The organism is Flavobacterium sp. DW-iso2, from assembly GCF_058725285.1.
The window spans coordinates 17,497-41,014 of sequence record NZ_JBZXDY010000031.1 but is presented as its reverse complement, the minus strand read 5'-3'; the positions used below and the strand labels follow the sequence as shown (position 1 = coordinate 41,014).

Here is a 23,518-nt window from a genome sequence, read left to right as displayed (position 1 = left end):
CCAAAATGCAACAAAAAAACTAACTTTGAATAACTAACTAATTAATGGACTTGTTGCGATAGGTCCTTGAATCCGCCCCAGAGGAATAAGATCTACTATCGATTGCAAGGTTTCTGTCGTTAAAAGAGTTTTGAATAAAGCATCTGCTTCTTGCAACATCGAAGCTTGCGGCAACAATACATGGTCTTTAATAAGCGCAAACGGGCTTTGGGCGTGTTTCTCCCAATTAGTCCAAGAGTGATGAAAGTAAAAACTTGCACCATGATCGATAAGCCATAACTCTTTGTGCCAAATCAACATATTGGTATTCCTAAAGGTTCGATCGACATTAGTGATAAAAGCATCTAACCAAACAATCTGCGAAGCCAGCTTAGCATCTACTACTGTGACCACAGGATCAAAATTGATAGCTCCTGAAAGAAAATGTAACGCTAAATTGAGTCCTTGACTTCCTTGCAACAAATCCTGAATTTCCTCATCGGCTTCCGTACGACCAAAGGCTTCATCGAGATTTGCATACACTAGCTCGGGAATTTGTAACTTTAAAACACGAGCAATCTCCCCTCCTATTAATTCAGCGATTAAGGCTTTCACCCCATGACCGGCTCCCTTGAATTTTAAAACATATTTAAAATCATCATCGGCTTCCGCCAAAGCTGGTAAAGAACCACCTTCGCGCAAAGGCGCAATGTATCGGGTAACATTTACAGTTCTAAGATTGAAGTTGCTTTTCATATTCGGAATTTACTGAGGTACAAACTTACAAATAAGTAGGACTAAATTAATACATGTTTCAAATAATGATTTTCTTCTATGCCTCAATAACTCGTTCTTGGTATAATAAGATTCCTCCTTCGTCGGAATGATATTTTTGCGTTTAAAACAATAATTACTCCAAATTTTCTAAACTTAAATATGCTTTTCCAATAGTCGAAATAATATCGGATGCGAGAAACGATTGATATCCCGTTTCTGGCAAAGCGATATCGGCCGTTAAACCATGTAAATAAACTCCCAAAATAGCTGCATCAATAGATTCATAGGATTGTGCCAGTAAACTCGTAATTATTCCGGTTAAGACATCCCCGCTTCCGGCTGTGGCCAAAGCAGCGTTCCCTGTGGTGTTCCTATACACCGTTTCGGCATCAATAATATGCGTTGGCGCTCCTTTCATGACCACAATCACATCATAATGCAACGAAAACGCAATTGTTTTCTCGAATTTATCTTCCTCTGAATCCCATTCACCTATTAGTCGTTCCAGTTCTTTAGGATGCGGCGTTAGTATCGTTTTTGAAGGTAATAACGTAAGCCAAGATCTATTTTTTGATAAAATATTCAATGCATCAGCATCTACTACTAATGGAATGTTGTTGGTTATCAAGAATTCATGCAGCGCTTTTTGCGTTGGTTCCTCCTGCCCCATTCCAGGACCAATTCCTACTGCCTGCGGTTTGATGTCGAATGCAATCGCCGAAAGGTATTTTTTCTCTACATCCGTTAAAACCATGGCTTCGGGAATAGCTATTTGCACAATTTGGTAGCCGCATTTAGGAACAAAAGCCGTTACTAAGCCACAACCCGTTCTCAAAGATCCTTTTGAAGCCAGTACTGCTGCGCCTATTTTACCATAACTTCCCGCAATAATTAGCGCATGTCCTTGAATGCCTTTGTGCGTATGTGCATCAATTGGTTTGTAACGTTTGAGTATTTCGTTTTGGTCAATGTATATAGGACTCATCTGATCATTTTTTTGTTTAAAATTACGTTTTTTATCTGAAACAGATTCGTTCTGAATCACGAAATTGCCTAGCCCAGATAGAAATGGAAATCCTTTTACTTTTATATTTAAAAAGTAAAAGATTGCAATGGATAGCTGAAAATAGCTCCTAAAAACTATTGAATTTACATAAATAATGCCTTAAATATGATAATTTTTGAATAAATTAGCCACTTCAAATTTTATATACACACACAATGAAAAATACTGCGCTTACGCACATACACGAGAGTTTGGGAGCAAAAATGCTTCCGTTTGCTGGATACAATATGCCTATTTTATATGAAGGAGTGAATGCTGAACACGAAACGGTACGGAATGCTGTAGGTGTTTTTGATGTTTCACACATGGGAGAATTCTTGCTTTCGGGACCAAATGCTTTGGCTTTGATCCAAAAAGTGACTTCAAACGATGCTTCTGTATTGACAATAGGAAGAGCACAATATTCTTGTTTGCCAAACGATAAAGGTGGTGTTGTAGATGATTTAATTATTTATAAGATAAAAGAAGAGCAGTATTTGCTGGTTGTAAACGCGTCTAATATTGACAAAGACTGGGATTGGATTTCGGCTCATAATGATTTAGGAGTGGATATGAAAAACATTTCTGAAGACTATTCATTATTAGCAATCCAAGGACCAAAAGCGGTTGAAGCGATGCAAGCCTTGTCTTCCATTGATTTGGCAGCTATCAAATACTATCATTTTGAAGTAGCTGATTTTGCAGGAATTGATAATGTGATAATCTCTGCAACAGGTTACACTGGTTCAGGTGGTTTTGAAATTTATTGTAAAAATACCGAAGTAGAACAAATCTGGAATAAGGTTTTTGAAGCTGGAGCGGCATACGGAATCAAACCAATTGGTTTAGCGGCACGTGATACTTTGCGTCTTGAAATGGGTTTCTGTTTGTACGGAAATGATATTAGCGACACCACTTCTCCACTTGAGGCTGGATTGGGTTGGATTACTAAATTCACAAAAGAGTTCACTAACTCAGAGAATTTGAAAAAACAAAAAGAAGAAGGAGTAACTAGAAAATTAGTTGCTTTTGAAATGCAAGAGCGTGCAGTGCCTAGACATGACTACGAAATAGTGGACGGAACGGGAGCTGTAATCGGGATTGTAACTTCAGGAACAATGTCTCCATCGATGAATAAAGGAATTGGATTGGGTTATGTAACTGTAGCGAATAGCGCCATCGATAACGACATCTATATTCGCATCAGAAAAAATGATGTTCCTGCTAAAGTGGTAAAATTGCCATTCTACAAGAAATAAATCAGCATTTATTCTATAACCGCCGCTCATTCGCTTATTTTTTACAACATCACTCCATATGTTTTAAGAATCAGCGAATTAGCGGCTTTTTTTTATAATGTGTTTTCGTTTATATAGTAAAATTTTATACTAGTACTTTTTATAAAACAGTCCAATTGTCAGTTCGGACTATATTGTACTTTTTTTGGGTATTAGATTTAAATAATCATAAAAAATTAGCTGAAATCCAGTGCTTTACGTAACTTTATATTTAAGCAAAATTGCTTACTTTTTAGCTTTTTTAGAAATTAATAAAGTGGAGATGAAAATAATTTCACTGGTCTTCTTGCTAACTTCTTTTTCGCTTTTCGCCCAGAGTGATACTAAAACATGTGTTTTACTTTCTAAAATGAATACGCTCATTCAAAGCGAACATATTCAACCAAAACCAATAGACGATAGCTTATCCATTTTTGTATTTGACAACTTTATTGACGCGCTAGATCCTTCCCGAAATATTTTACTAAAATCAGAATACGAAGTGCTTTCCCATAAATACCGTTTGGAACTAGATGATTTAATTCATGCCAACGATTGTTCTTTCCTGTCTGACATTGTCACGGTATACAAGGCCGCACTTATGAGAAACAGAGCTGTTTTAGAAAAAATGAAGAATGACACCATCGGTTATAACGTGAAAGATACGATTCGGTTTTATAAAAAAGCATTCCCTTTTTACCTAGAAGAAAATCAAGTAGAAAAAGCCTTGAGAAAAAAAATAAAATATGAAATTCTTGATGATATTGTTTCTCAGAACAACAATTTAGACACAATATCAACTTCGTTCAATATTTTAGAAGCAGTATCTAAAAACCTAATTATAGCAAATGAAATTTGCAAAATAAATGTGGTTTTGCAAAAAGAATCTGGTTTTGAAGAAAATCTTTTGGATAATTTTTGCAGTTATTTCGACCCACACACTGCCTATTTCAATGTCGATACCAAGTCCAGTTTTGTGGCTTCGTTATCAAAAGAGCAGCTATCATTAGGGATGAACGTAAGTTTGAACGACCGCAATGAAATTATTATTATTAAAATGAACCCCAATGGTCCTGCCTTTCAAACTGGAGGAATTAAAAAAGGAGATCAAATAATTGCTGTTTCCAACCTTAAAGAAACATTACAAGTTTCCTGTGTTACCCTAGAATCTATTTCGAATATGATCCTTTCTGATTCCAATAAGAAAATCCTACTAACTCTGAGAAGAAACTCTGGTAAAAACTTTGAGGTACTGGTAGAAAAAAAACGTTTAAAAGACGATGCCAATGTCGTTTATAGTTTTATTATTGCGAATAACAAACGGAACTACGGCTATGTAAAAATTCCTAGCTTTTACTCGGACTTTGAAGGCAACAGCGGCAAAGGCTGCGCAGATGATACAGCACTAGAAGTTCTAAAACTCCAGAAAGACTCTATTCAAGGTGTTATTATTGATCTAATTGACAATGGAGGAGGCTCCATAGAAGAAGCTATAAAACTTGCGGGAATGTTTATTGACACCGGTCCTGTCTCCATTTTCTTGGACAATAAAAAAGCACAAACTATTGTAAATGACCCTTATCCGGGGATGATTTACAAGGACCCGATAGTGATCCTAATAAACGGAAATTCAGCTTCAGCAAGTGAGTTTTTTGCCTCAGCATTACAAGACTACAACCGCGCGCTATTGATGGGAGGCGCGACTGTGGGAAAAGCAACCATGCAATCTATAGTGCCATTAGAACCAAATGACGCGGAAAACTTTGTAAAAATAAGCACTCATAAATTTTACCGGATTACCGGAAAAAGTAATCAAGCTATTGGAATTATTCCTAATGTACTAGTTCCCGAAATTTATGAAACTATCTATTCTAAGGAATGTAACAATCCTACTGCTTTTATAAATGACAGTATTGTAGCTAACCTTGTTTATAAGGAATACTTAAAAAATAGTGTTATAGCAAAAATCGTTAAAAAAAGTAACGATAGAATTGCCGTTAATTCCAATTTTAATGAAGCAAAAAAAATCAATAAAAAAATTGACGCTTTAATAAAGACCCCAAAATTACCTAGACCAGTGACTATAGACACAATAATTAAAGACCAATCTGAAATCAATGCGATGTGGAAGGAAATTACTGCATTCGATACAAAAAGTAACAATTTGTTTATTCATAATTCAAAACTCAATAATTATCTATTGACAATTAACCCTTCGGAAAGAGCCAATAATGAATTCCAACTGGAGGAATTGAAAAAAAACCACTATTTAAATGAAGCTATTGCGATAATTAATGATTTAAATAGCGCTAAAAAATAGTGAAACGAGAATATTACCCTAATTTCACAAAAAGAACAGAAGAGGGTTTTGGTAGAAATAAGGAATAGCTGTATTTTTGCAGTTCATTATAATAAATAAGAAATGGGAAGAGCGTTTGAATTTAGAAAAGGGAGAAAAATGAAACGTTGGTCAGCAATGGCTAAAGCATTTACAAGAATTGGAAAAGACATCGTAATGGCTGTTAAGGAAGGTGGACCAAATCCTGATGCTAATTCGCGTTTAAGAGCTGTTATCCAGAATTCAAAGGCCGCAAACATGCCTAAAGAAAATGTAGAACGTGCCATTAAAAAAGCAACTGATAAAGATACCGCTAATTATAAAGAAGTTTTGTTTGAAGGTTATGCTCCTCATGGGATTGCGCTTTTAATTGAAACGGCTACCGACAATAATAATAGAACTGTTGCCAATGTGAGAAGCTATTTCAATAAATGCAATGGAACGATGGGAACGCAGGGTTCTGTTGAATTTATGTTTGACCACACTTGTAACTTCCGCATTCCGGCAGACGGACTTGATCCTGAAGAGTTAGAATTAGAATTAATCGATTTTGGTGCCGAAGAAGTTTTTGAAGATGAAGACGGAATATTAATTTATGCGCCTTTCAACAGTTTTGGAACGATCCAAAAAGAGCTTGAAAATCGCAATCTAGAAATCCTCTCTTCTGGTTTTGAAAGAATTCCTCAAAACACGACAAAACTAACAGAAGCCGAAATGGCTGATGTAGAAAAATTGATTGAAAAAATGGAAGAAGATGATGATGTAATGAACGTTTATCATACCATGGAAGAAGCATAAACTTCATCCTGACCCTATATAAAACTCTAGCTTCGGCTGGAGTTTTTTTTGTTTCAAATTGTATAATATAAAATTACCCCCCATGTTATTCCTTATTTTAAGCATTTTATGTAGCGTTACGGTAGGCATTATTTTTAAACTATCACGCAACTACAACATCAGCGTTATTCAAATTGTCAGCTGGAATTACCTTTTTGCTTTAGTATTGTGTTTCTTTACTTTTAGCCCAGATTTGAACGCCATAGATCACACAGCACCGTGGTCCATCTATATCACATTAGGAATTTTGCTACCATCGATATTTATCTTTTTGGCCGCCTCGATAAAACATATGGGAATCGTAAAAACCGATGCTGCCCAAAGGCTTTCTCTTTTCATACCGCTACTTGCAGCCTGGCTTATTTTTAACGAAGAATTCAATCTATTAAAGATTACGGCTTTTTTGATAGGCTTTCCTGCCTTATTACTTATCCTTTCTAAACCAGCGGCCAATACCAACAATAAATGGATGTATCCTGCTGCAGTACTCATTGGATTTGGACTCATAGATATCCTTTTTAAACAAATTGCTTTATACACCAGCCTTCCATTTACGAGTTCGTTATTTGTGATTTTCGCAGTAGCACTAATGCTGATGATTGCAGTAATCTTGTACGATGTTATCGTTCGAAAAACACGATTAACAGCCATCAATATTCTTTTTGGTGGATTAGTAGGTGCTTTTAACTTTGGGAATATCCTTTTCTATCTAAAAGCACATCAAGCTTTTGCTGACAATCCCTCGACGGTTTTCGCGGCAATGAATATGGGTGTTATTATTCTGGGGAGTCTTTTGGGTATTCTCGTTTTTAAAGAAAAAATGAGTAAACGAAACTATGTGGGTCTTGGATTAGCATTAATTTCTATTGTACTGATTGCGCTTTCGCAAATGGATATTTAGCGTGCAGTTTCTATGGCTGTGGCCAAAGAAGGTTGAAAAGCCTTATTTTCAATTTTAGCGTCTCTAGGATTTATGGAACTTTAAAAATTGGAATATGGATGAAACGAATTTTAGATAATTATCAATAATATAAAAAAAACCGTTTTTATCAGTGTCATCCGTGGCTTTTATTTTTGAGTATGTATTAGCTGACACATCGATCTATTACTATCAAGCGTACCTTCTTTGTTTATCTTTAATGATGCAACGCACATCTAATTTTTTTGATTTAGTTTACGGGCACGGAACAAATTATTTAGGAAAGGCTGGTAGCCAGTAGCTTTTTTTACTCCGCTAATCTATTTTCAATATCCATTCTTTCGTATAAAACTCGTACGACTTCAATTTCATTTGTCTTGTCTTTTTTGAAGAAAATTAAATGTGATTTTACTTTTGAATATTTATATGATTTTCTAATGTTTTCGGAGTCAAGAGCCATCTCAAAATTAGCTACGATATATTCAATTTCGTCAATAATTAAGTTATAATATCTATCTGCTGCTTCAACAGACCAATTTTCTGCCGTATAAATCCAAATGTTGTTAATATCTTCTAACGCCTTTTCACTAATTATATACGCTGACATTATTTTTGAAAATTAGCTTTTAGCGTTTCTAGATTTATATCGCGGTCAAAATTTCTAATTTCACTACTCTTTTCTCCCATTTTTAATTCATTTATAAGAGATTTTGCTTTATTTTCTTCTTGCTCAAAAACTCTCAAAGCAGTTCTAACAACTTCACTTACTGAACTATACTTTCCTGTAGAAATTTGTTCATTAATAAAATTTTCAAAATAGTCTCCTAATAATATCGATGTATTACGTGCCATAATTTTTTTTTCAAAGATACCAATAATTGGTATTAAATTCAAAAAAATTCCTTTTTTACGAAAAAGTTAACGCTAACGTTTTGGCTTTGTGTTGCATATTTTGCCCAAACGCTTTGTAAAAATATGTCATTATGGTTTTTTGAGTAGCACTTGGAAACGGGAGAAATTAAAGGTTCTACAGGAAAAACTAAAGGTAAAAATACTGGAAAGAGTAGAGAAGAAACCTTTTCTACCCAAATGTCCTTGTTGCAAGAGGGATAATTTACATAGAATAGCCGTTTTTGACCAGCGTGGTCCGCCTGCTTGGTATCTTGGCGATAGCCAAAGTTCAGGTCCCTGTGAAAATTAACTTTGTGGGTAAGGGAAATTGTGTCTAAAATTCAAGGAAATCACGATAAAAACCACTGTAGTCGTACTGCAAAAAAAAAGAGGAAACTAAGTCCTCTTGTAATCCTTCAAATTATTTTACGATAACTCCATAGAGTTAGTGGAATCTCAACCGGTTCCGTTCAACCGCGGGTTCATTGTTAGCTTTTCAAGCCCAACGAGCCCTTAGCTGTTGTGTGTTGTTTTTTTATCTAATTCTATTAGAATTTTCGTCAATATTTCTTTCTTGATAATTTGAATCTTTAATCCTTCCAAATTTATAACGTAATGAAAATGATATTTCTCGAGTATCAGTATAATATATTCCTTTTGATGCTATATCGTTAATAGTAAAGTTTTCATTAAAATTCATATTCCTAAAAACATCATTAAAGCTCAACGTACAATCAAAATTTTTTAATAATGTTTTAGATAACGCTAAATCCATTATGAATAACGAGTTTCTTTTAAAAACTCCTTCTTTTCGTTCTGTAAAACCCCAACCTGTAATAGAAAAATCAAATTCTTTTGGTAATTCAAAAATATGATTTGAATAATAGTATAAATATGGTTTTGATTCATTAAAAACAGCAGATTTATCTTCAATTTTGTTTAAGATAAAATTAAAATTGTTTGTAGAAGTCCAAAATTTTTGTTTAAATGGTAGCGTAAATTCTAAATTAAAACCAGACTCTTTAGCATAATTTATAGAGTTAAATGAAATCAAATTTATAGAAGAATCAAACGAAAATGCAAAATATACTGGATCTTTACTTTGAAAGAAATTTAGCTTTACAGATTTATTTTTAAACTGAAAAGTTCCAGAAATTTCATCTGATATCGTTGGGTTTAAATTTATGTTTCTTGAAAATACTAAAAATGGATTTGTATAAATTGATACTTGGCTAGTTGATGAATAATTAGGTCTAGAAATACTTTTTGCATAATTAAGACTTATAGTTTTGGTACTGTCTATCGGAATATCAATTTGAAATTTAGGGAAAAAATTAGTGTAATTTTTATTAATTAATAAATTATCATCAATTTTATATTTTCCTTTAATATTTGTATTTTCTGTTCTTATACCAATCAAATAATTTAATTTTTTAATTTTTCCCGATAATTGAGTATAACCTGCTATATTTTTCTCTTTAAAATTATAATTTGTAAATTCATTATTATTTGAAATAAAATCTATAACCTCGAAATTTGTATTTGCTTCTGCTGATAAATATAATGCTCCAATTTCCCATTTTATTTCATTTTTAAATGATTTCTCTAAATCTGTTCTACCTGAGAAGACATTGACATTAAATTTTTGATTTCTGTTTTGTATTAAGTCAAATTGAGTGTTATTATAATTGTTTTGGATTACACTATTTGATTTTTGATAAAAATTGGAGTATTGAAAACCTGTAAATAATTTTGCGTCTAAACTCTTAATTTTTTTGTTGTAATTAATAAATGAATTTAAAAAATTTCTGTTTTCGTCATTGTTATTTAATGTTTCAATATTATTTTGAACATTGATTTGGCTAATGAATGAATTAGTTGTGTTCTTGTCATTGTCTTTTTGAATTTTTCCACTCATATTAAATGATAAGTAATCATCTTCATTTATTTGATGATAAATACCACCTCCAAGAATAAATTGACGTCTTCTTGTGAAAGATTCTGCAATAAAATCTGAGTCTATATTTTTATTTGGAATTTCAAAATTATTCCCAATACTTTCCCAAGGATTAAGTAAATTACAACCAAAATTAGTTTTTATTTCTGTTTTATTCTTTTTAAAACTTGAATTTATGGACAGATAATTATTAAATCTTTTTTTAAAAGAAGCAACTTCAGATATAGTAGTTTCAAAACCATCTTTTTTACTTAACTTTATTGTAATTAAAATTACTGCTTTTCCCTCAGCTTCGTATTTCGATGAAGGATTTTTTATGATTTCTATAGTTTTAATATCCTCAACCGACAAAGCATTCAGGTCATTTATTCCAACCTTTTGATTGTCTATATAAATTAAAGCATTTCCTTTTCCAACAATTGATATGCTCTCTTTGTCTCCACTTATTTGTATACCCGGCAGTTTGGATAGTAAATCCATTGGATTTGGAACCGCTTCAAAAAAAGAAGAAGCAATATCTACTTTTATATTTCCATTAGTATTAGTGAAAATTTTTTTTTCGCTTTTCAATACAATTTCGTTTAATTCAGTAATACTAATTTTAGACAACACTAATTTTAGGTTTAAATTTTGATTTAAAGTAACTTTTTGATCAATATCCTCAAAATCTTTGCATTGAATTTGAATATTGTAATTTCCTTTATTTAACGAAGTAAAAAGGAAATGGCTATCTACTATTGATTCTATTTTAATTAATTGATTAGTTTCTGAATTAAATAAGTAGGCATTACCTTCTTTTATAATTTCATATTTTGAATTAGTAAGTTCTATCTTTAAAGTAAGGTTATCTTGTGAAAATCCAATTAAACAGAAAAAGAATAATGCGGAAGAAAAAATTTTTTTAAACATTTTATTTAGTAAGTTTTTAATTAATACTTCCACAAAGAAAAAAAAAACACTCGTCAAAGTGTTTTTTTTTTGTATGATTTAAGTACTAGTACTGGTACTATTTTTGAAATCTACTAATTAACTCTTTTCTATTAGAGACATTTAACTTATTGTAAATGTTGGTAATATGTGTTTTAACGGTGTTAAGACTAATAAATAGTTCTTCTGCAATTTCTTTATTACTCTTGCCAGCTATTATGTGTTTTTTTATCTTCATTTCTTGATTGCTAAGTTCCTCAATAATTGTTAATCTTTTTTTAGATTTAATTGAGTAAATATTATAGATGAGAACTAATATTATTATTCCAAAGATAAAATTTACAATTAGGCTTAAAGTTTGTTTCTTTTTTGCATTAACCAAATTATAAGTATTCAACTCTCTTTCTAGGAAAAAATATTCAAGATTATTTATTTCACTTGATTTCAATTCATCAAGCAAACGAATATAATATTCTGAATTTAGCGAGATATCTTTTTGAAGTAATTTTTTTTCGTTTAATTCTTTTAGGCTTAGAAGTTTTATTGCTAGGGTTTTTAAAGAATCTTTCGAGTAAATTCTAATTTTTTGTAAATAATCTTCAGTGTTACTATATTTTAATTGTTTTTTAAATTTTTTAAATTTTTGTTTTTCTACACCAATAGATTTATATTCTTTATCGTAACTTTCTGAAAGTGATACTTTTTTTGTTGGTATTATTTTAGTATTATTTTGTCCAAACAGGGTAAAGGTTAAAATCAATAATAGGAAAATATATATTTTCATTTTTTTTTATAAAATTTTGAATTTGAAATTTTTTGTATAACGTATTTTTTATTTAGTATTTATTGACAAATATATTAAATTTAAAATTGCGTTAGATTCCTGACTCTGCGCTAAAATATATTACAACGTCAGTCTGTGAATAAACTCAAAATGGGTCTCTGAGAATCGTCTATATGAAATTTTTCTCAGACAGTCCCCCGAATAACTTCTCTTTTTGACTTAGTTTTTTCACAGCCTGACGTTTCGCGGCTTCAAGAAGTGGCGAACTTCGTAACCGCATATTTTCCACTAAGATAATATTTCTTGCGAAAGATAAACGTGAATTTACCACTTTACTCACCATTTCTTGAAACCGCTGTTGGCAGATCGTTCTTATTTTCTGTATTACTTTTCAATTCCCAATATATTATTTTTATTATCAATAACCATAATTTCATTGTCAAACATTCTATTACCAGTTATTCCGTAAATAATCGATGAAGGTATATAATCCATCATATTGAGTCTGAAAAATCCATAAACATATTCTCTTTCTTTTATAGTTTTTCCAATTTGAATATTTTCGGTTATTTGCTTTCTATAAATTTCATAATCTTTTCCACCGCTACCTATACAACAAAGTTTTTCTATCTCCTTTTTACTTTTTAGTTTTGCTAACCTTTTTTCACTTGTTAGTAAAGAAAACATACTTGAACCTGAATCAAAAAATAACCTTGTGTTTTCTTCTCCAATTTTGGCAGGAATTAATAATGGAAATTTGTCAACGCTTGCATTTTCAATAAAATCAAATGATTTTCCTAGTTGATTTATATTTTTTTCGGTTATTGCAATTTTATTTGTTTTGAAATCTAAAATTAAAGTTCTTCCAACGATTGCATCTAATCCAATACTTCCGATAACAATAAATGAACTATCTATCTTTACGTCTCCACGATTTAGCATTTTTATCTTATCAGCTTTGAATTTCATTTTTCCAATATTTAATATTGGTTTTTTAAGAAATTGAATACTATCTTTTGAATATTCAGTTTTCATAGATGTATTACTTTCAAGCAATTTACTTAATGTTATTCCGTAGAAACAAGTTTCAGAAATTCCAGTGTCAAATTGCATATATAATTTTTGTTTAATTCCTTCAATTTTTACAGGAACAAAGAAAAATGCTTTTTCAACCAGCATATTTTGAATACTATCACTTTTCCAAATTATTTCACTATAGACAATTTCTTTCGGTTCACTGAAAACTTTAAATGTGTTTATTGTTTTACTACTTCTCCAATAATTGTAATATATTGGAATTGAAATCGAGATTATGAGAATTAAAATTAAGAGTGTTTTGAGAGATGTTTTTAAAATTTTATTCATAATTATTTTCTTCGGCTATTTTTTAGTTTTCGTTTTTTAGAATGTCTGCCAACTTGTATATAAGATCAAATATATACAACTTTTCGCATTATTTATTTTAAAAAATACTATTTTTCTTATTTATATTTTACGAATTAAAATAACTCGACATAAAAAAAACCGCCTTGAAATCATCAAGACGGCTTTCTATAAATAGTGTTTTTTTACGCTTCTTTAAAATTCAGTTTACTGTTTTTTCGGCTAAAGCCAAAGTAAATCGTCAGCCCTATCAGCAACCAAGCGGTAAAATAAATCCAGTTCCAAACACTTAGTTCTGCCATCATGTACAAACAACTCACTAAACCTAATAGTGGAATTAAAGATAAGTTTTCAGCAAAAGACCAGAACGTAAGCCCAACTAAAACAATAAGGAAAATCCACATGGGGATTTTGTGTTTAAACAAGCTAAGACCACTTTCATATTTCAGCGCATTGTCTATTGGTAATCCTGCCACAACAGTGGCATATTTAGCATCCTCTTTCTGGTACTGACTCAATAAATTTTCTAAATCTAAATTCGCATCACTCGTTTTTTGCGCTCCAACGCTTACTAGATAATCATATACCTTTGTAGATTCATCTTTATTTAATGAAGTAATAATAGTAGTTGCATCGTTTACTTGGGTTTCATTAGTCAGGAAATCCATGGTCGATTTATTATTATAATTGAAAGCATAATACAAGCCCGCAGCCAACATAAAAGGAATAACGTATTTTGAATTTACATAAGGTGTTTTAAATTTTCCTCTTGGAATATCAGTTCTATTCTGTAATACCAAAACACCGGCACAAACCAAGACAAAGGCAAATAATGTCCCAATACTACACAAATCAGTAACCATAGTCAGGTTTAAAAACAAGGCAGGAACCGACACTACAAAACCAGTTACGATGGTGGCGTAGGATGGTGTTTTATATTTAGGATGCACTCTGGAGAAGCGCTTTGGCAATAAGCCATCACGACTCATACTCATCCAAATACGAGGTTGTCCCATTTGGAAAACCAACAAAACACTCGCCATCGCTATCACGGCGCTTACCGCAACAATACCAGACATCCATTTTAAATCTAATTTATGAAATACAAATGCTAAAGGATCACCCACATTTAACTCACTGTAATTAACCATTCCGGTTAACACTAAGGCAACAACAATGTATAAAATTGTACATATTATAATTGCCCACATCATCCCTCGTGGTAAATCACGCTGTGGATCCTTGCATTCCTCTGCAGTGGTTGAGATCGCATCAAAACCAATATAGGCAAAGAACACTGCTGAAACTCCTTTTAAAACTCCGCTCACACCATTAGGAGCAAATGGAGTCCAATTATCCGTATCAACATAAAACACCCCAACCGAGATTACAAGAAGGATAATACACAGCTTCACGACCACCATCATGTTACTCGCATTTCGTGATTCTTTCATTCCACGATATACTAAAGCCGTAATCAATATAATAATAAACAACGCAGGTAAATCGGCTACAAAGTGGAACGAACCTATTGTTGGCGCAGTTGTCCAAGCAGTATAAGATGCTTTTAAACCTTCTCCTAAATTTTCATATAATTTCCCGCCTTGCATCAAAGCAGTAGCATCTTTGTATCCATTTGAGGCAGTCAGGTAATCCATTTGAACCCATTGGGGCAAGTGAATGCCACCACTCTCTAGTAGTCCTGTAAAATAATCACTCCAAGATATGGCAACCGTAATATTCCCAATGGCATACTCCATGATTAATGCCCAACCGATAATCCAAGCGATCAGTTCGCCAAACGCAACATAGGAATACGTATACGCACTTCCGGAAACAGGAACCATAGAAGCAAATTCTGCATAAGCAAAGGCAGCAAAACTACAGGCAAGAGCCGTAAATAAAAAAAGAAAAATCACTGCAGGACCTCCATCAGAGCTCGCTTTACCAATGGTGCTAAAAATTCCAGCACCCACTATGGCGGCAATACCAAAAGCAGTTAAATCTCTTGCCGTTAAATGTCTACCCAGCGCTTCGTGGCCGTCAGCTTCATTTTTTTCAATCTGTTTTAAGATATCCTGTACGGTCTTCTTACGAAATAAACTAGAAAATGCCATGCGTTACATTTTTACATTAAAAATTAATATTCTGTAAATATCATCCCATTATTGTAGTAATAATGTAGGTTTTATTTAAAAACCAAATGTATAAAACAATTTCAATTTCCAATGTTAAGAGCCTTATTATTTATTAAATTAGAATAAAAAGTCAATTTTTTAATTTTATTCTAATTTAAAAGTCAAACCTGCAATTAAGAATGAAGATAAAAATTAAAAAAAATACAACAGCAATTCCGTCTTCAAAACAAGCTTTTATAAAAGCATCAACTCAGCTCATTTGAAAGTCAAAACAACTACTTATTTCAGGAAATTTTTCAAAATACTTACTGGATGCTGTGCTTTTCTATTAGTGCCATCAAAAATTTGGTGACGGCAACTAGTACCCGCAGCGGCAATGGCAGTTGAGAGTGCCGTATTTCTAATTTTCGGAAATAGAGTGTCCTCGCCCATCTGCATACTAATTTCATAATGTTCTTTTTCATAACCAAAAGAACCTGCCATGCCGCAGCAACCTGAATTATAAATCGAAACCGTACTATTTTTAGGAACGTTCAACATGGCAAAAGTCGCCTCTATCGAACTTAAGGATTTTTGGTGGCAATGACCATGAATTTTGATTTCTCGTACTTCATCAGAAAATTGCTCCGAATGAATTTTTCCTGCCGCGATTTCTTTTTTGAAAAACTCTTCAATTGTCAAGCAGTTTTTGGCTAATTTTTTGGCGGAATCGGGTTCATCAGCAAGACGTATGTATTCATCTCTAAAAGTCAATATTGCTGATGGTTCGATCCCTATCAACGGAGTTTCAGCAGATACAATTCCTTTAAAAATATTCACGTTTTTAGTAGCAATAGCTTTGGCTTCTTCCAGAAAACCTTTGGATATATAGGCTCTTCCACTTTCTTCATGATCTACAACAACAACTTCGTAGCCCAATTTAGAGAGTAATTCAAAAGCATCAATCCCCACCGAAACATCATAATAATTGGTAAATTCATCACAAAACAGAAATACTTTTCCGTTTTTAAAAGAACTCGCTTCCTTCTTTAATTTATTACTTCCGATCCATTTCTTGAAAGTTTTTGGCGCTAATAGTGGCACTTCTCTTTTTGAAGCAACGCCCATTCCTTTTTTTACCAAAGGTTGATTGACCATAAAATTAGTCAATGCCGGAAAAAAACTTCCTAGTTTATTGAGTTTGGCATTATTAGCAAAAATCTTATTTCGAAGTGAAAAACCATTTGCCTTTTGGTATTGGTATAAAAATTCTGCTTTAAGCGCACCCACATCTACGTTAGACGGACATTCGCTAGCACAAGCTTTGCAACTAATACACAACTCAAAAACTTCGTATAATTCTTTATGATCGAATTTATTATCTTTTTCTGAATGAGTCAAATATTCACGTAAGGCATTGGCGCGAGCACGAGTAGTATCCTTCTCGTTTCGCGTGGCTCGATAACTCGGGCACATAGTTCCTCCTGCCGAGGGTAATTTCCGACAATCACCAGAACCATTGCATTTTTCGGCAGCACGTAAAATGCCCATACTATCTGAAAAATCTTGAATGGTTTTGATATTAGGTTCGTCTCTCCCAGTTTCGAAACGGAGATTCTCATCCATTTTTAACGCATTGACAATTTTTCCCATATTCAAAACTGAATTCGGATCGAAAGCTAATTTGACGCGTTTTAATAACTCGTAGTTTTTTTCGCCAATCATAAAAGGCAAAAATTCCCCACGTACAATTCCATCACCGTGTTCTCCACTTAATGAACCGCGGTATTTCTTTACTAACTGCGCCACTTCGGTAGCAATATTTCTAAATTGGTAAACGCCTTCTTTTGTTTTTAAATTCAAAACTGGACGCAAATGCAGTTCTCCAGCGCCGGCATGAGCATAATAAATCGCTTCTTGGCCATGGCGTTTCATCATCGCCGAAAAATCAGCGATATAATTGGGTAAATCACTCAATTCAACAGCGGTATCTTCAATAGAGTCGGCTGCTTTTTCATCACCTACAATACTTCCTAAAAGTCCGAGACCTGCTTTTCTAAGTTCGTTTACTTTCTCGATATCAGCACCGTATAACTTTGGCGAAGCATAGCCAAAATGGTTGTCTTCTAAGTCTTTAATTAATGCATTAGCTTGCATTTCGGCATCTTCCATACTCGTATGTGAAGCGACTTCAAACATCATTATAGCTTTGGGTTCACCCTCAATAAAAAATCTGTTTTTACTCTGTTCTTTGTTTGTTTTAGTACAATTAAGAATCGTATCATCAATCATTTCACAGGTGTACAAATGATGTTTCATAGCCACCAAAACTGCCTCTAAACTCTCTTGAACACTGGTAAAATGTGTTACAACCATCACATTATTTGTGGGCGGTAACAAATCTACTTTTAAAGTAACTTCTGTAGTAAATGCCAAAGTTCCTTCGCTTCCACAAAGCAATTTCCCCACATTTATTGTAGGTTGGCTTCCGCCAAAAAGGTCAGAATGCAATAAAATATCTATTGCATATCCTGTATTTCGTCTGTAGATTTCTGGTTTCGGGAATTCTTTTACAATTTCTTTTTGCGTCGCCTCATTTGATAATTCGGCATAAAGGCTTTTGTAGATGTTACTTTCTAGAGAATTGCCTTTTGTTTTTTTGATAAATTCAGCCGAAGTCAATTCGCCAAAAACAACTTGCGAGCCATCGCTTAAAATAGCTTTTATCTCCACAATTTTATCTCTGGTAACTCCGTAGCGTATCGATGTCGTTCCCGATGAATTATTCCCTACCATCCCTCCTATCATACATCGATTAGACGTAGAAGTATTAGGTCCAAAAAATACGCCATGCGGTTTTAAATATAAATTCAGTTCATCCCTGATTACACCTGGCTGAACGGTAACCGTTTTATTTGCTGCATCGAATGAAACAATCTTCGTGAAATATTTAGAAATATCAACAATAATTCCGCTACCAACGGTTTGCCCTGCCAGAGAGGTTCCCGCAGTTCTTGGTGTTAGGAAAATCTGGTTTTCTTTGGCAAAATGGATCAGTTTTATAATATCCGCTTCATTTTTAGGTAAGGCTGCCGCCAAAGGCAATATTCTATACGCTGAAGCATCAGTCGCATAGAGTGTTTTATGAAGTTCATCGTATAAAAGTGTTCCTTCTAAGGATGTAGCTAATTCTTTTAATTGAGATAAGTTAGGCATTGGTAGAATGTATTGCTTTTGTTTTCACAAATATAAAGATATAGCAATCTATAATTTAAAGAATAGAACAAGAAAAAAGTAAAATTTATTAATTCTTCCCTTTTCAAAATTAACTGTAATGCAAAGTGGTTACTTAATTATTTGGCAAAGAAATTGCAGGAATAGAGTGAGCTAAATTTTAAACCACTTTTTTCTCAAAAACTACACTAAAAAAACTATTTTTGAATCCTATAAAAACATTCCCATAATGAATCCTTACAAACACTTATTTTTATTGCTTTCTTTTATTTTGTTGTCTCTTTCTAATGGAAATGCACAGGAAAAAGTCAGTTATCCTAAAAACGAATTTAGAGCAGTTTGGATCGCCACAGTGGTAAATATCGACTGGCCAAAAAGTGGTTCGGATCCTATTGAGAAACAAAAAGCGGATTATCTTGAAATTTTAGATACCTATAAAAAATTAAATTATAATGCTGTAATTGTCCAAATTAGAAGCGTTGGTGATGCTTTTTATCCTTCGAAACTAGCTCCTTGGTCTAAATATTTGACTGGAAAAGAAGGACAGGCACCTAATCCTTATTATGACCCATTAGAATGGATGATTACGGAAGCTCATAACCGTGGTTTTGAATTTCACGCTTGGTTGAACCCGTATCGCGCCACTATGGATTTAAGAACTGACATTCTAAGTCCGACGCATGATTTTTTCAAACATCCGGAATGGATGATTAAGTATGGTGGAAAGTATTATTACGATCCCGCCTTGCCTGAAGTCCAAAATCATTTAATCGCAGTAGTTGATGAAGTAGTTAAAAACTATGATATCGATGCGATACATTTTGACGATTATTTCTATCCTTACAAAATAGCAGGGGAAAACTTTAATGACGCTGCTTCCTTCAAAAAATATGGTGAAGGAATGAGCTTAGCCGACTGGAGACGTTTGAACGTGAATAATTTTGTGAAATACTGTTCCTTTTCTATCAAAACGATTAAACCTTGGGTTCAATTTGGGATTAGCCCCTTTGGCGTTTGGCGTAATAAATCTGTAGATCCAAGAGGTTCCGACACGAATTCCGGACAAACGAATTATGACGACTTGTTTGCGGATCCAGTAGCATGGATGGAAAACTGCTGGATTGACTACCTGCTTCCGCAATTGTACTGGAGTATCGACCATAAAACGGCTTCTTATGCAAAATTGATCAAATGGTGGTCAGAAAACTCAACAAATGTAGCTATTTACATGGGGAACGGAAGTTATAAAATCAATACTGATTCCGATAAAAAATGGAATATCCCAAGTGAGATTCCTGATCAGATTGATTTGACTAGAACTTATAAAAACATTGGAGGAAATGCTTTTTTCAGTGCCAAATCATTTGTGAACAGAAACAAAGCGGTAACCGATTTGCTTTTGCAAAATCAATACAAATACCCTGCACTTCCCTATGTTGTTCCTAATTCGAGAAGAACAGATATCGAGATGCCTACGGTTTCTAATATTACAACTAACAAATTGATTTCGACTGTCACACTGAACTATCCGTTGCTAAGCAAAATACGTTACGTAATGGTATATGGCGCCAAGGAAAGTTCTAAACTTGACGTCAATAATCCAAGCCAAATTATTGATAAAATTGCTTTCAAGGAAAGAAAAGATAGCATCAGCATCAATATCCAGAAAAGCCTTTTAGAAAAAAATAATATTTGTGCTCTCTCTTTCATTGACTATTACGGTAATGAAAGTCAGGCCATTCTTTTAAATAAAACGACAGAAACCGAAACACCCCAAAGTCCTATAATTAATGAAAACAGACAATAGACCCTGGTATTGGATACCTATATTAAACTTTGCCTCGGGCTTGCCTTACGCTATTATTATCTCGGTTTCGGTTATTATGTACAAAAACCTGGGAATTGATAATGAAGACATCGGGATATATACGAGTCTGTTGTATCTCCCTTGGGTTATAAAACCGTTGTGGAGCCCATTCATTGATATGTACGCGACCAAAAGAAAGTGGTTTTTAGCCATGCAATTAGTAATTTCTATTGCCTTTCTAATTGTGGGATTAACCATTCCCATGAATAATTTCTTTGTGATCAGTCTCGCCATTTTTTGGGTAGCTGCTTTTGCATCTGCTTCGAACGATGTTGCTAGTGACGGTTTCTATATGTTAGCTTTAGAGAAAGAACAACAATCTTTTTTCCTTGGAATCCGCAGCACATTCTATCGCCTTTCCATGCTTACTGGAAATGGTTTGATTGTAATAATTGGCGGTTATCTCGAACAAGAATATGGCGACAAACAAAAAGCGTGGTCTTATACAATGATTATTGTTGGTTTTATTATGGCTGCATTAACCATTTACAATTATTTTTCTACGCCAAGAACTGAAGTAGCGACAGCTAAAGACGAGAAATCGTTAGAACCAAAAGTAAGTTTTGCAGCCGTCTTCGCTAGTTTTTTTCAAAAAAAACAAATTGGCTTTGTACTGGCATTTATACTATTATTCCGCTTGGGCGAATCACAATTATTGAAAATGTTGACTCCTTTTCTAATTGACGACAAAGGTGTTGGCGGAATGGGACTCACCACGCAAGATGTGGGGATTATCTATGGAACTTTCGGAGTGATTGCCTTGACTGTAGGTGGAATCATTGGCGGAATTGCAATATCAAAAGACGGTCTTGGTAAATGGATGTTGCCTATGATTCTAGCGATGCACTTACCTATTATTGGATTTGTATTATTAGCGCATTTTCATCCAGCCTCTATTTATTATATTTATGCTACTGTGATTGCAGAGCAATTTGGTTACGGTTTTGGCTTTGCCGCTTTTATGATGTATTTGATTTATGTAGCTGATGGCGAGTCGAAAACCTCGCATTACTCGATTGCTACTGGATTTATGGCACTAGGAATGATGCTTCCCGGAATGGCAAGCGGATTTATCCAAGAATATTTGGGCTACGGAAACTTCTTTATTTGGGTATTTCTAGCCACGATTCCCGGATTGATTCTGTCAAGATTCTTGATTTTTCCATATGACTTTGGAAAGAAATCGGAGGAGAAATAGCAAGACTATTTTCGATAGCCACTAATTCACTAATTTATTTTTGAATTTGAGAGTTCGCAGTTAATATCGAAGCATATAAATGATTTAAAATCTGCGAAATTGATTAACAATCTTTACTATTTTTAATCTGTGAATTTGTGGCAAAATAATCAGTAGGAAATAATTTTTATCAAAATGACATTAGAACAAAAAATAGGGCAATTCTTTTTTCCGGCCGTCTTTATAAATGACACCGAAGAAAACATTCAAGCAACTGAAGAACTAATAAGAAAACACAACATTGGTGGTCTTACTTTTTTTCACAGTAGAGCTAGTGCTGCCACTAATTATGAAACTAAGAACAAAATTGTGTTTAATGACGACAGTTACCAGCGACTTACAGCTTTAATTGTACGGTATCAAAAGTGTGCTACTACTCCATTATTGATGAGTATCGACGCCGAATGGGGATTAGCGATGCGCGTCGAAAAAACACCACAATATCCTTATGCCATAACATTAGGCGCTTTGCCAATGAGTGAATCCCATTTAGTCTATGAAGTAGGAAAACAAATAGGGCTTGACTTAAAATCAGCGGGGCTTCATTATAATTTAGCGCCCTTAGCTGATATCAACAACAACCCTAATAATCCAGTGATTGGATACCGTTCCTTTGGTGAAAACAAAGAAAAAGTAGCTCAATTTGCGTTGGAATACTTGCGCGGAATGAATGACGTAGGCGTTTTAGGCTGCCTGAAACATTTTCCCGGACATGGCAATACCAATGTAGATTCTCATTTAGGCTTACCTGTGTTAGAAGAAACATTAGCACAATTACTTGAAAATGAATTATATCCTTTTATAAAGGGAATCGAAAGTGATGTTGATTCCATTATGATAGGACATTTGGCTGTTCCTGCTTTGAATAACGGTGCAAATACTTCGGCTACTTTGTCCAAATCAGTGATTGAGACGCTTTTGCGAAAGCAATTAAAATACGATGGACTGGTGATCTCGGACGCGTTGAACATGCATAGCGTTTCTATGCTTTACGAAACAAAAGGCCAACTGGAATGGGAAGCTTTTAACGCTGGAAATGATGTGTTGTGCTTTGCCGAAAATGTACCTGAAGGCATTCAGGAAATACTAAAAAATGCAACTCCGCAGCGCATTGAAGAAAGTTTCAACCGATTAATGAAGTGCAAGGAGAAGGCAGGATTATTCGAAGAAGAAAAAGAAACAACCACTGAATTAGATTTTGCAACAGCTTCCATTTTGAACCGGAAAATAGCTCAAAATTGTATTACAACCATAAAAGACAACGAAAACACGGCGGTTGTTACTGATGCAGCAAAAAAAGGAACATTAGCAAAACTGAGTGTTTATAAAAATACCGAAAACACTTTTTTCAAAACACTTGCTCCTTCCCTATCTGCAAAAGAATTTTCTGTAGAGATGAATACTAAAAATAGCATTGAAGGAATAATAAATAGTCTAACGGATTATGATACTTTACTTATTGCTCTTTTTGTTCCAAAGGCAAAACCAATGAATAATTTTGACATCGAAGAAACTGTTTTGGAATTACTAAAAAAATTATTTTTATCAAAAAAATGTATTTTATATGTATTTGGCAATCCTTATGCTTTACAACTTCTACCAGACTTGCAATCCATAAGCGGTCTTGTTCAAGTATATCAAGATTTCGACGAATTTCAAGAAGCTGCCGCACAGCAACTACTTGGAAACACATCCACTCAAGGAACTCTACCCGTGACCATTAGCAACTTGTACTTAGTTTAAAAATTAGAAAGCACTACTTTTAGAAAAAAGTACTTTATCTCAGTCATTTTAAATAAAATTAAAATCAATTTCCAAAAATAAAAACCGAATTATACCCGTTTTTAGCAAATAAATTACATCTAAATAAATAGAAAAATAGGCGTTTTTACAAAATCTGTTTAGGCTGTTAGGATCTTTTTTATCTATATTGCAAACTCAAACGCTAT

Annotated in this window: 16 protein-coding genes and 1 pseudogene; 8 read left to right on the top strand and 9 right to left on the bottom strand. The window is 33.6% G+C overall.

Translation table 11 applies throughout. The features are described 5' to 3' along the window. Nucleotides 1-33: 33 nt before the first annotated feature. On the bottom strand, nucleotides 34-735 hold the full coding sequence (locus tag AC4PRO_RS16310) for a HipA family kinase (protein ID WP_492118131.1): 702 nt from the start codon (nucleotides 733-735) through the stop codon (nucleotides 34-36). A 154-nt stretch (nucleotides 736-889) separates the two neighbouring features. Then, nucleotides 890-1,741, bottom strand: a complete 852-nt coding sequence (locus AC4PRO_RS16305; protein ID WP_492118130.1) for an NAD(P)H-hydrate dehydratase — start codon at nucleotides 1,739-1,741, stop codon at nucleotides 890-892. Nucleotides 1,742-1,977: 236 nt separating this feature from the next. On the opposite strand from AC4PRO_RS16305, the gene gcvT reads away from it, so the two are divergent. The 4 genes from gcvT (at nucleotide 1,978) to AC4PRO_RS16285 (ending at nucleotide 7,154) form a co-directional block, all read left to right on the top strand. Further along, complete coding sequence (gene gcvT / locus AC4PRO_RS16300) at nucleotides 1,978-3,060, top strand: glycine cleavage system aminomethyltransferase GcvT (protein ID WP_492118129.1); 1,083 nt, start codon at nucleotides 1,978-1,980, stop codon at nucleotides 3,058-3,060. Nucleotides 3,061-3,361: 301 nt separating this feature from the next. After that, nucleotides 3,362-5,398, top strand: coding sequence for a S41 family peptidase (locus tag AC4PRO_RS16295; protein ID WP_492118128.1), 2,037 nt, complete (start codon nucleotides 3,362-3,364; stop codon nucleotides 5,396-5,398). Nucleotides 5,399-5,500: 102 nt separating this feature from the next. Further along, a complete protein-coding gene (locus AC4PRO_RS16290; RefSeq protein ID WP_492118127.1) occupies nucleotides 5,501-6,214 on the top strand; it encodes a YebC/PmpR family DNA-binding transcriptional regulator in 714 nt (237 codons plus the stop codon). 82 nt (nucleotides 6,215-6,296) lie between these two features. Continuing rightward, entirely contained in the window at nucleotides 6,297-7,154 is an 858-nt protein-coding gene (locus tag AC4PRO_RS16285; protein WP_492118126.1) for an EamA family transporter, read from the top strand. 325 nt (nucleotides 7,155-7,479) lie between these two features. Here the strand turns inward: AC4PRO_RS16285 and AC4PRO_RS16280 are convergent, their stop codons facing one another. Next, on the bottom strand, nucleotides 7,480-7,779 hold the full coding sequence (locus AC4PRO_RS16280; RefSeq protein ID WP_492118125.1) for a type II toxin-antitoxin system RelE/ParE family toxin: 300 nt from the start codon (nucleotides 7,777-7,779) through the stop codon (nucleotides 7,480-7,482). Next, nucleotides 7,779-8,024, bottom strand: coding sequence for a type II toxin-antitoxin system ParD family antitoxin (locus tag AC4PRO_RS16275; protein WP_492118132.1), 246 nt, complete (start codon nucleotides 8,022-8,024; stop codon nucleotides 7,779-7,781). Before AC4PRO_RS16275 ends, AC4PRO_RS16280 begins: the two co-directional genes overlap by 1 nt. Nucleotides 8,025-8,109: 85 nt before the next feature. On the opposite strand from AC4PRO_RS16275, the pseudogene AC4PRO_RS16270 reads away from it, so the two are divergent. After that, nucleotides 8,110-8,373 (top strand): annotated as a pseudogene (locus tag AC4PRO_RS16270) (IS91 family transposase); the annotation flags it as partial. 225 nt (nucleotides 8,374-8,598) lie between these two features. Here the strand turns inward: AC4PRO_RS16270 and AC4PRO_RS16265 are convergent. From AC4PRO_RS16265 to AC4PRO_RS16245, 5 genes are all read right to left on the bottom strand, one after another. After that, a complete protein-coding gene (locus tag AC4PRO_RS16265) occupies nucleotides 8,599-10,929 on the bottom strand; it encodes an outer membrane beta-barrel protein (RefSeq protein ID WP_492118124.1) in 2,331 nt (776 codons plus the stop codon). Nucleotides 10,930-11,026: 97 nt separating this feature from the next. Then, nucleotides 11,027-11,731, bottom strand: coding sequence for a response regulator transcription factor (locus tag AC4PRO_RS16260; RefSeq protein WP_074722481.1), 705 nt, complete (start codon nucleotides 11,729-11,731; stop codon nucleotides 11,027-11,029). A 384-nt stretch (nucleotides 11,732-12,115) separates the two neighbouring features. Next, the gene (locus tag AC4PRO_RS16255) at nucleotides 12,116-13,096 is read right to left on the bottom strand and encodes a hypothetical protein (protein WP_492118123.1); all 981 of its coding nucleotides are present in this window, start codon (nucleotides 13,094-13,096) and stop codon (nucleotides 12,116-12,118) included. A 203-nt stretch (nucleotides 13,097-13,299) separates the two neighbouring features. Then, nucleotides 13,300-15,231, bottom strand: coding sequence for an amino acid permease (locus AC4PRO_RS16250; protein WP_492118122.1), 1,932 nt, complete (start codon nucleotides 15,229-15,231; stop codon nucleotides 13,300-13,302). A gap of 300 nt (nucleotides 15,232-15,531) precedes the next feature. Then, nucleotides 15,532-18,447, bottom strand: a complete 2,916-nt coding sequence (locus tag AC4PRO_RS16245) for an FAD-binding and (Fe-S)-binding domain-containing protein (RefSeq protein WP_492118121.1) — start codon at nucleotides 18,445-18,447, stop codon at nucleotides 15,532-15,534. Nucleotides 18,448-18,694: 247 nt separating this feature from the next. Here AC4PRO_RS16245 and AC4PRO_RS16240 point away from each other — a divergent pair, with 247 nt between their 5' ends. From AC4PRO_RS16240 to AC4PRO_RS16230, 3 genes are all read left to right on the top strand, one after another. Further along, nucleotides 18,695-20,272, top strand: coding sequence for a glycoside hydrolase family 10-like protein (locus AC4PRO_RS16240; RefSeq protein ID WP_492118120.1), 1,578 nt, complete (start codon nucleotides 18,695-18,697; stop codon nucleotides 20,270-20,272). Continuing rightward, nucleotides 20,256-21,530 (top strand): MFS transporter, encoded by a 1,275-nt coding sequence (locus tag AC4PRO_RS16235; RefSeq protein WP_492118119.1) that lies wholly within the window; start codon nucleotides 20,256-20,258, stop codon nucleotides 21,528-21,530. Before AC4PRO_RS16240 ends, AC4PRO_RS16235 begins: the two co-directional genes overlap by 17 nt. Nucleotides 21,531-21,704: 174 nt before the next feature. Beyond that, nucleotides 21,705-23,312: a glycoside hydrolase family 3 protein gene (locus AC4PRO_RS16230; RefSeq protein ID WP_492118118.1), complete on the top strand. Its 1,608-nt coding sequence runs from the start codon at nucleotides 21,705-21,707 to the stop codon at nucleotides 23,310-23,312. Nucleotides 23,313-23,518 lie beyond the last annotated feature (206 nt).

Excerpts from the sequence above, each read along its gene's own strand:
- AC4PRO_RS16310 (WP_492118131.1), bottom strand. The coding sequence starts at position 735 with ATGAAAAGCAACTTCAATCTTAGAACTGTAAATGTTACCCGATACATT.
- AC4PRO_RS16305 (WP_492118130.1), bottom strand. The coding sequence starts at position 1,741 with ATGAGTCCTATATACATTGACCAAAACGAAATACTCAAACGTTACAAA.
- gcvT (WP_492118129.1), top strand. The coding sequence starts at position 1,978 with ATGAAAAATACTGCGCTTACGCACATACACGAGAGTTTGGGAGCAAAA.
- AC4PRO_RS16295 (WP_492118128.1), top strand. The coding sequence starts at position 3,362 with ATGAAAATAATTTCACTGGTCTTCTTGCTAACTTCTTTTTCGCTTTTC.
- AC4PRO_RS16290 (WP_492118127.1), top strand. The coding sequence starts at position 5,501 with ATGGGAAGAGCGTTTGAATTTAGAAAAGGGAGAAAAATGAAACGTTGG.
- AC4PRO_RS16285 (WP_492118126.1), top strand. The coding sequence starts at position 6,297 with ATGTTATTCCTTATTTTAAGCATTTTATGTAGCGTTACGGTAGGCATT.
- AC4PRO_RS16280 (WP_492118125.1), bottom strand. The coding sequence starts at position 7,779 with ATGTCAGCGTATATAATTAGTGAAAAGGCGTTAGAAGATATTAACAAC.
- AC4PRO_RS16275 (WP_492118132.1), bottom strand. The coding sequence starts at position 8,024 with ATGGCACGTAATACATCGATATTATTAGGAGACTATTTTGAAAATTTT.
- AC4PRO_RS16265 (WP_492118124.1), bottom strand. The coding sequence starts at position 10,929 with ATGTTTAAAAAAATTTTTTCTTCCGCATTATTCTTTTTCTGTTTAATT.
- AC4PRO_RS16260 (WP_074722481.1), bottom strand. The coding sequence starts at position 11,731 with ATGAAAATATATATTTTCCTATTATTGATTTTAACCTTTACCCTGTTT.
- AC4PRO_RS16255 (WP_492118123.1), bottom strand. The coding sequence starts at position 13,096 with ATGAATAAAATTTTAAAAACATCTCTCAAAACACTCTTAATTTTAATT.
- AC4PRO_RS16250 (WP_492118122.1), bottom strand. The coding sequence starts at position 15,231 with ATGGCATTTTCTAGTTTATTTCGTAAGAAGACCGTACAGGATATCTTA.
- AC4PRO_RS16245 (WP_492118121.1), bottom strand. The coding sequence starts at position 18,447 with ATGCCTAACTTATCTCAATTAAAAGAATTAGCTACATCCTTAGAAGGA.
- AC4PRO_RS16240 (WP_492118120.1), top strand. The coding sequence starts at position 18,695 with ATGAATCCTTACAAACACTTATTTTTATTGCTTTCTTTTATTTTGTTG.
- AC4PRO_RS16235 (WP_492118119.1), top strand. The coding sequence starts at position 20,256 with ATGAAAACAGACAATAGACCCTGGTATTGGATACCTATATTAAACTTT.
- AC4PRO_RS16230 (WP_492118118.1), top strand. The coding sequence starts at position 21,705 with ATGACATTAGAACAAAAAATAGGGCAATTCTTTTTTCCGGCCGTCTTT.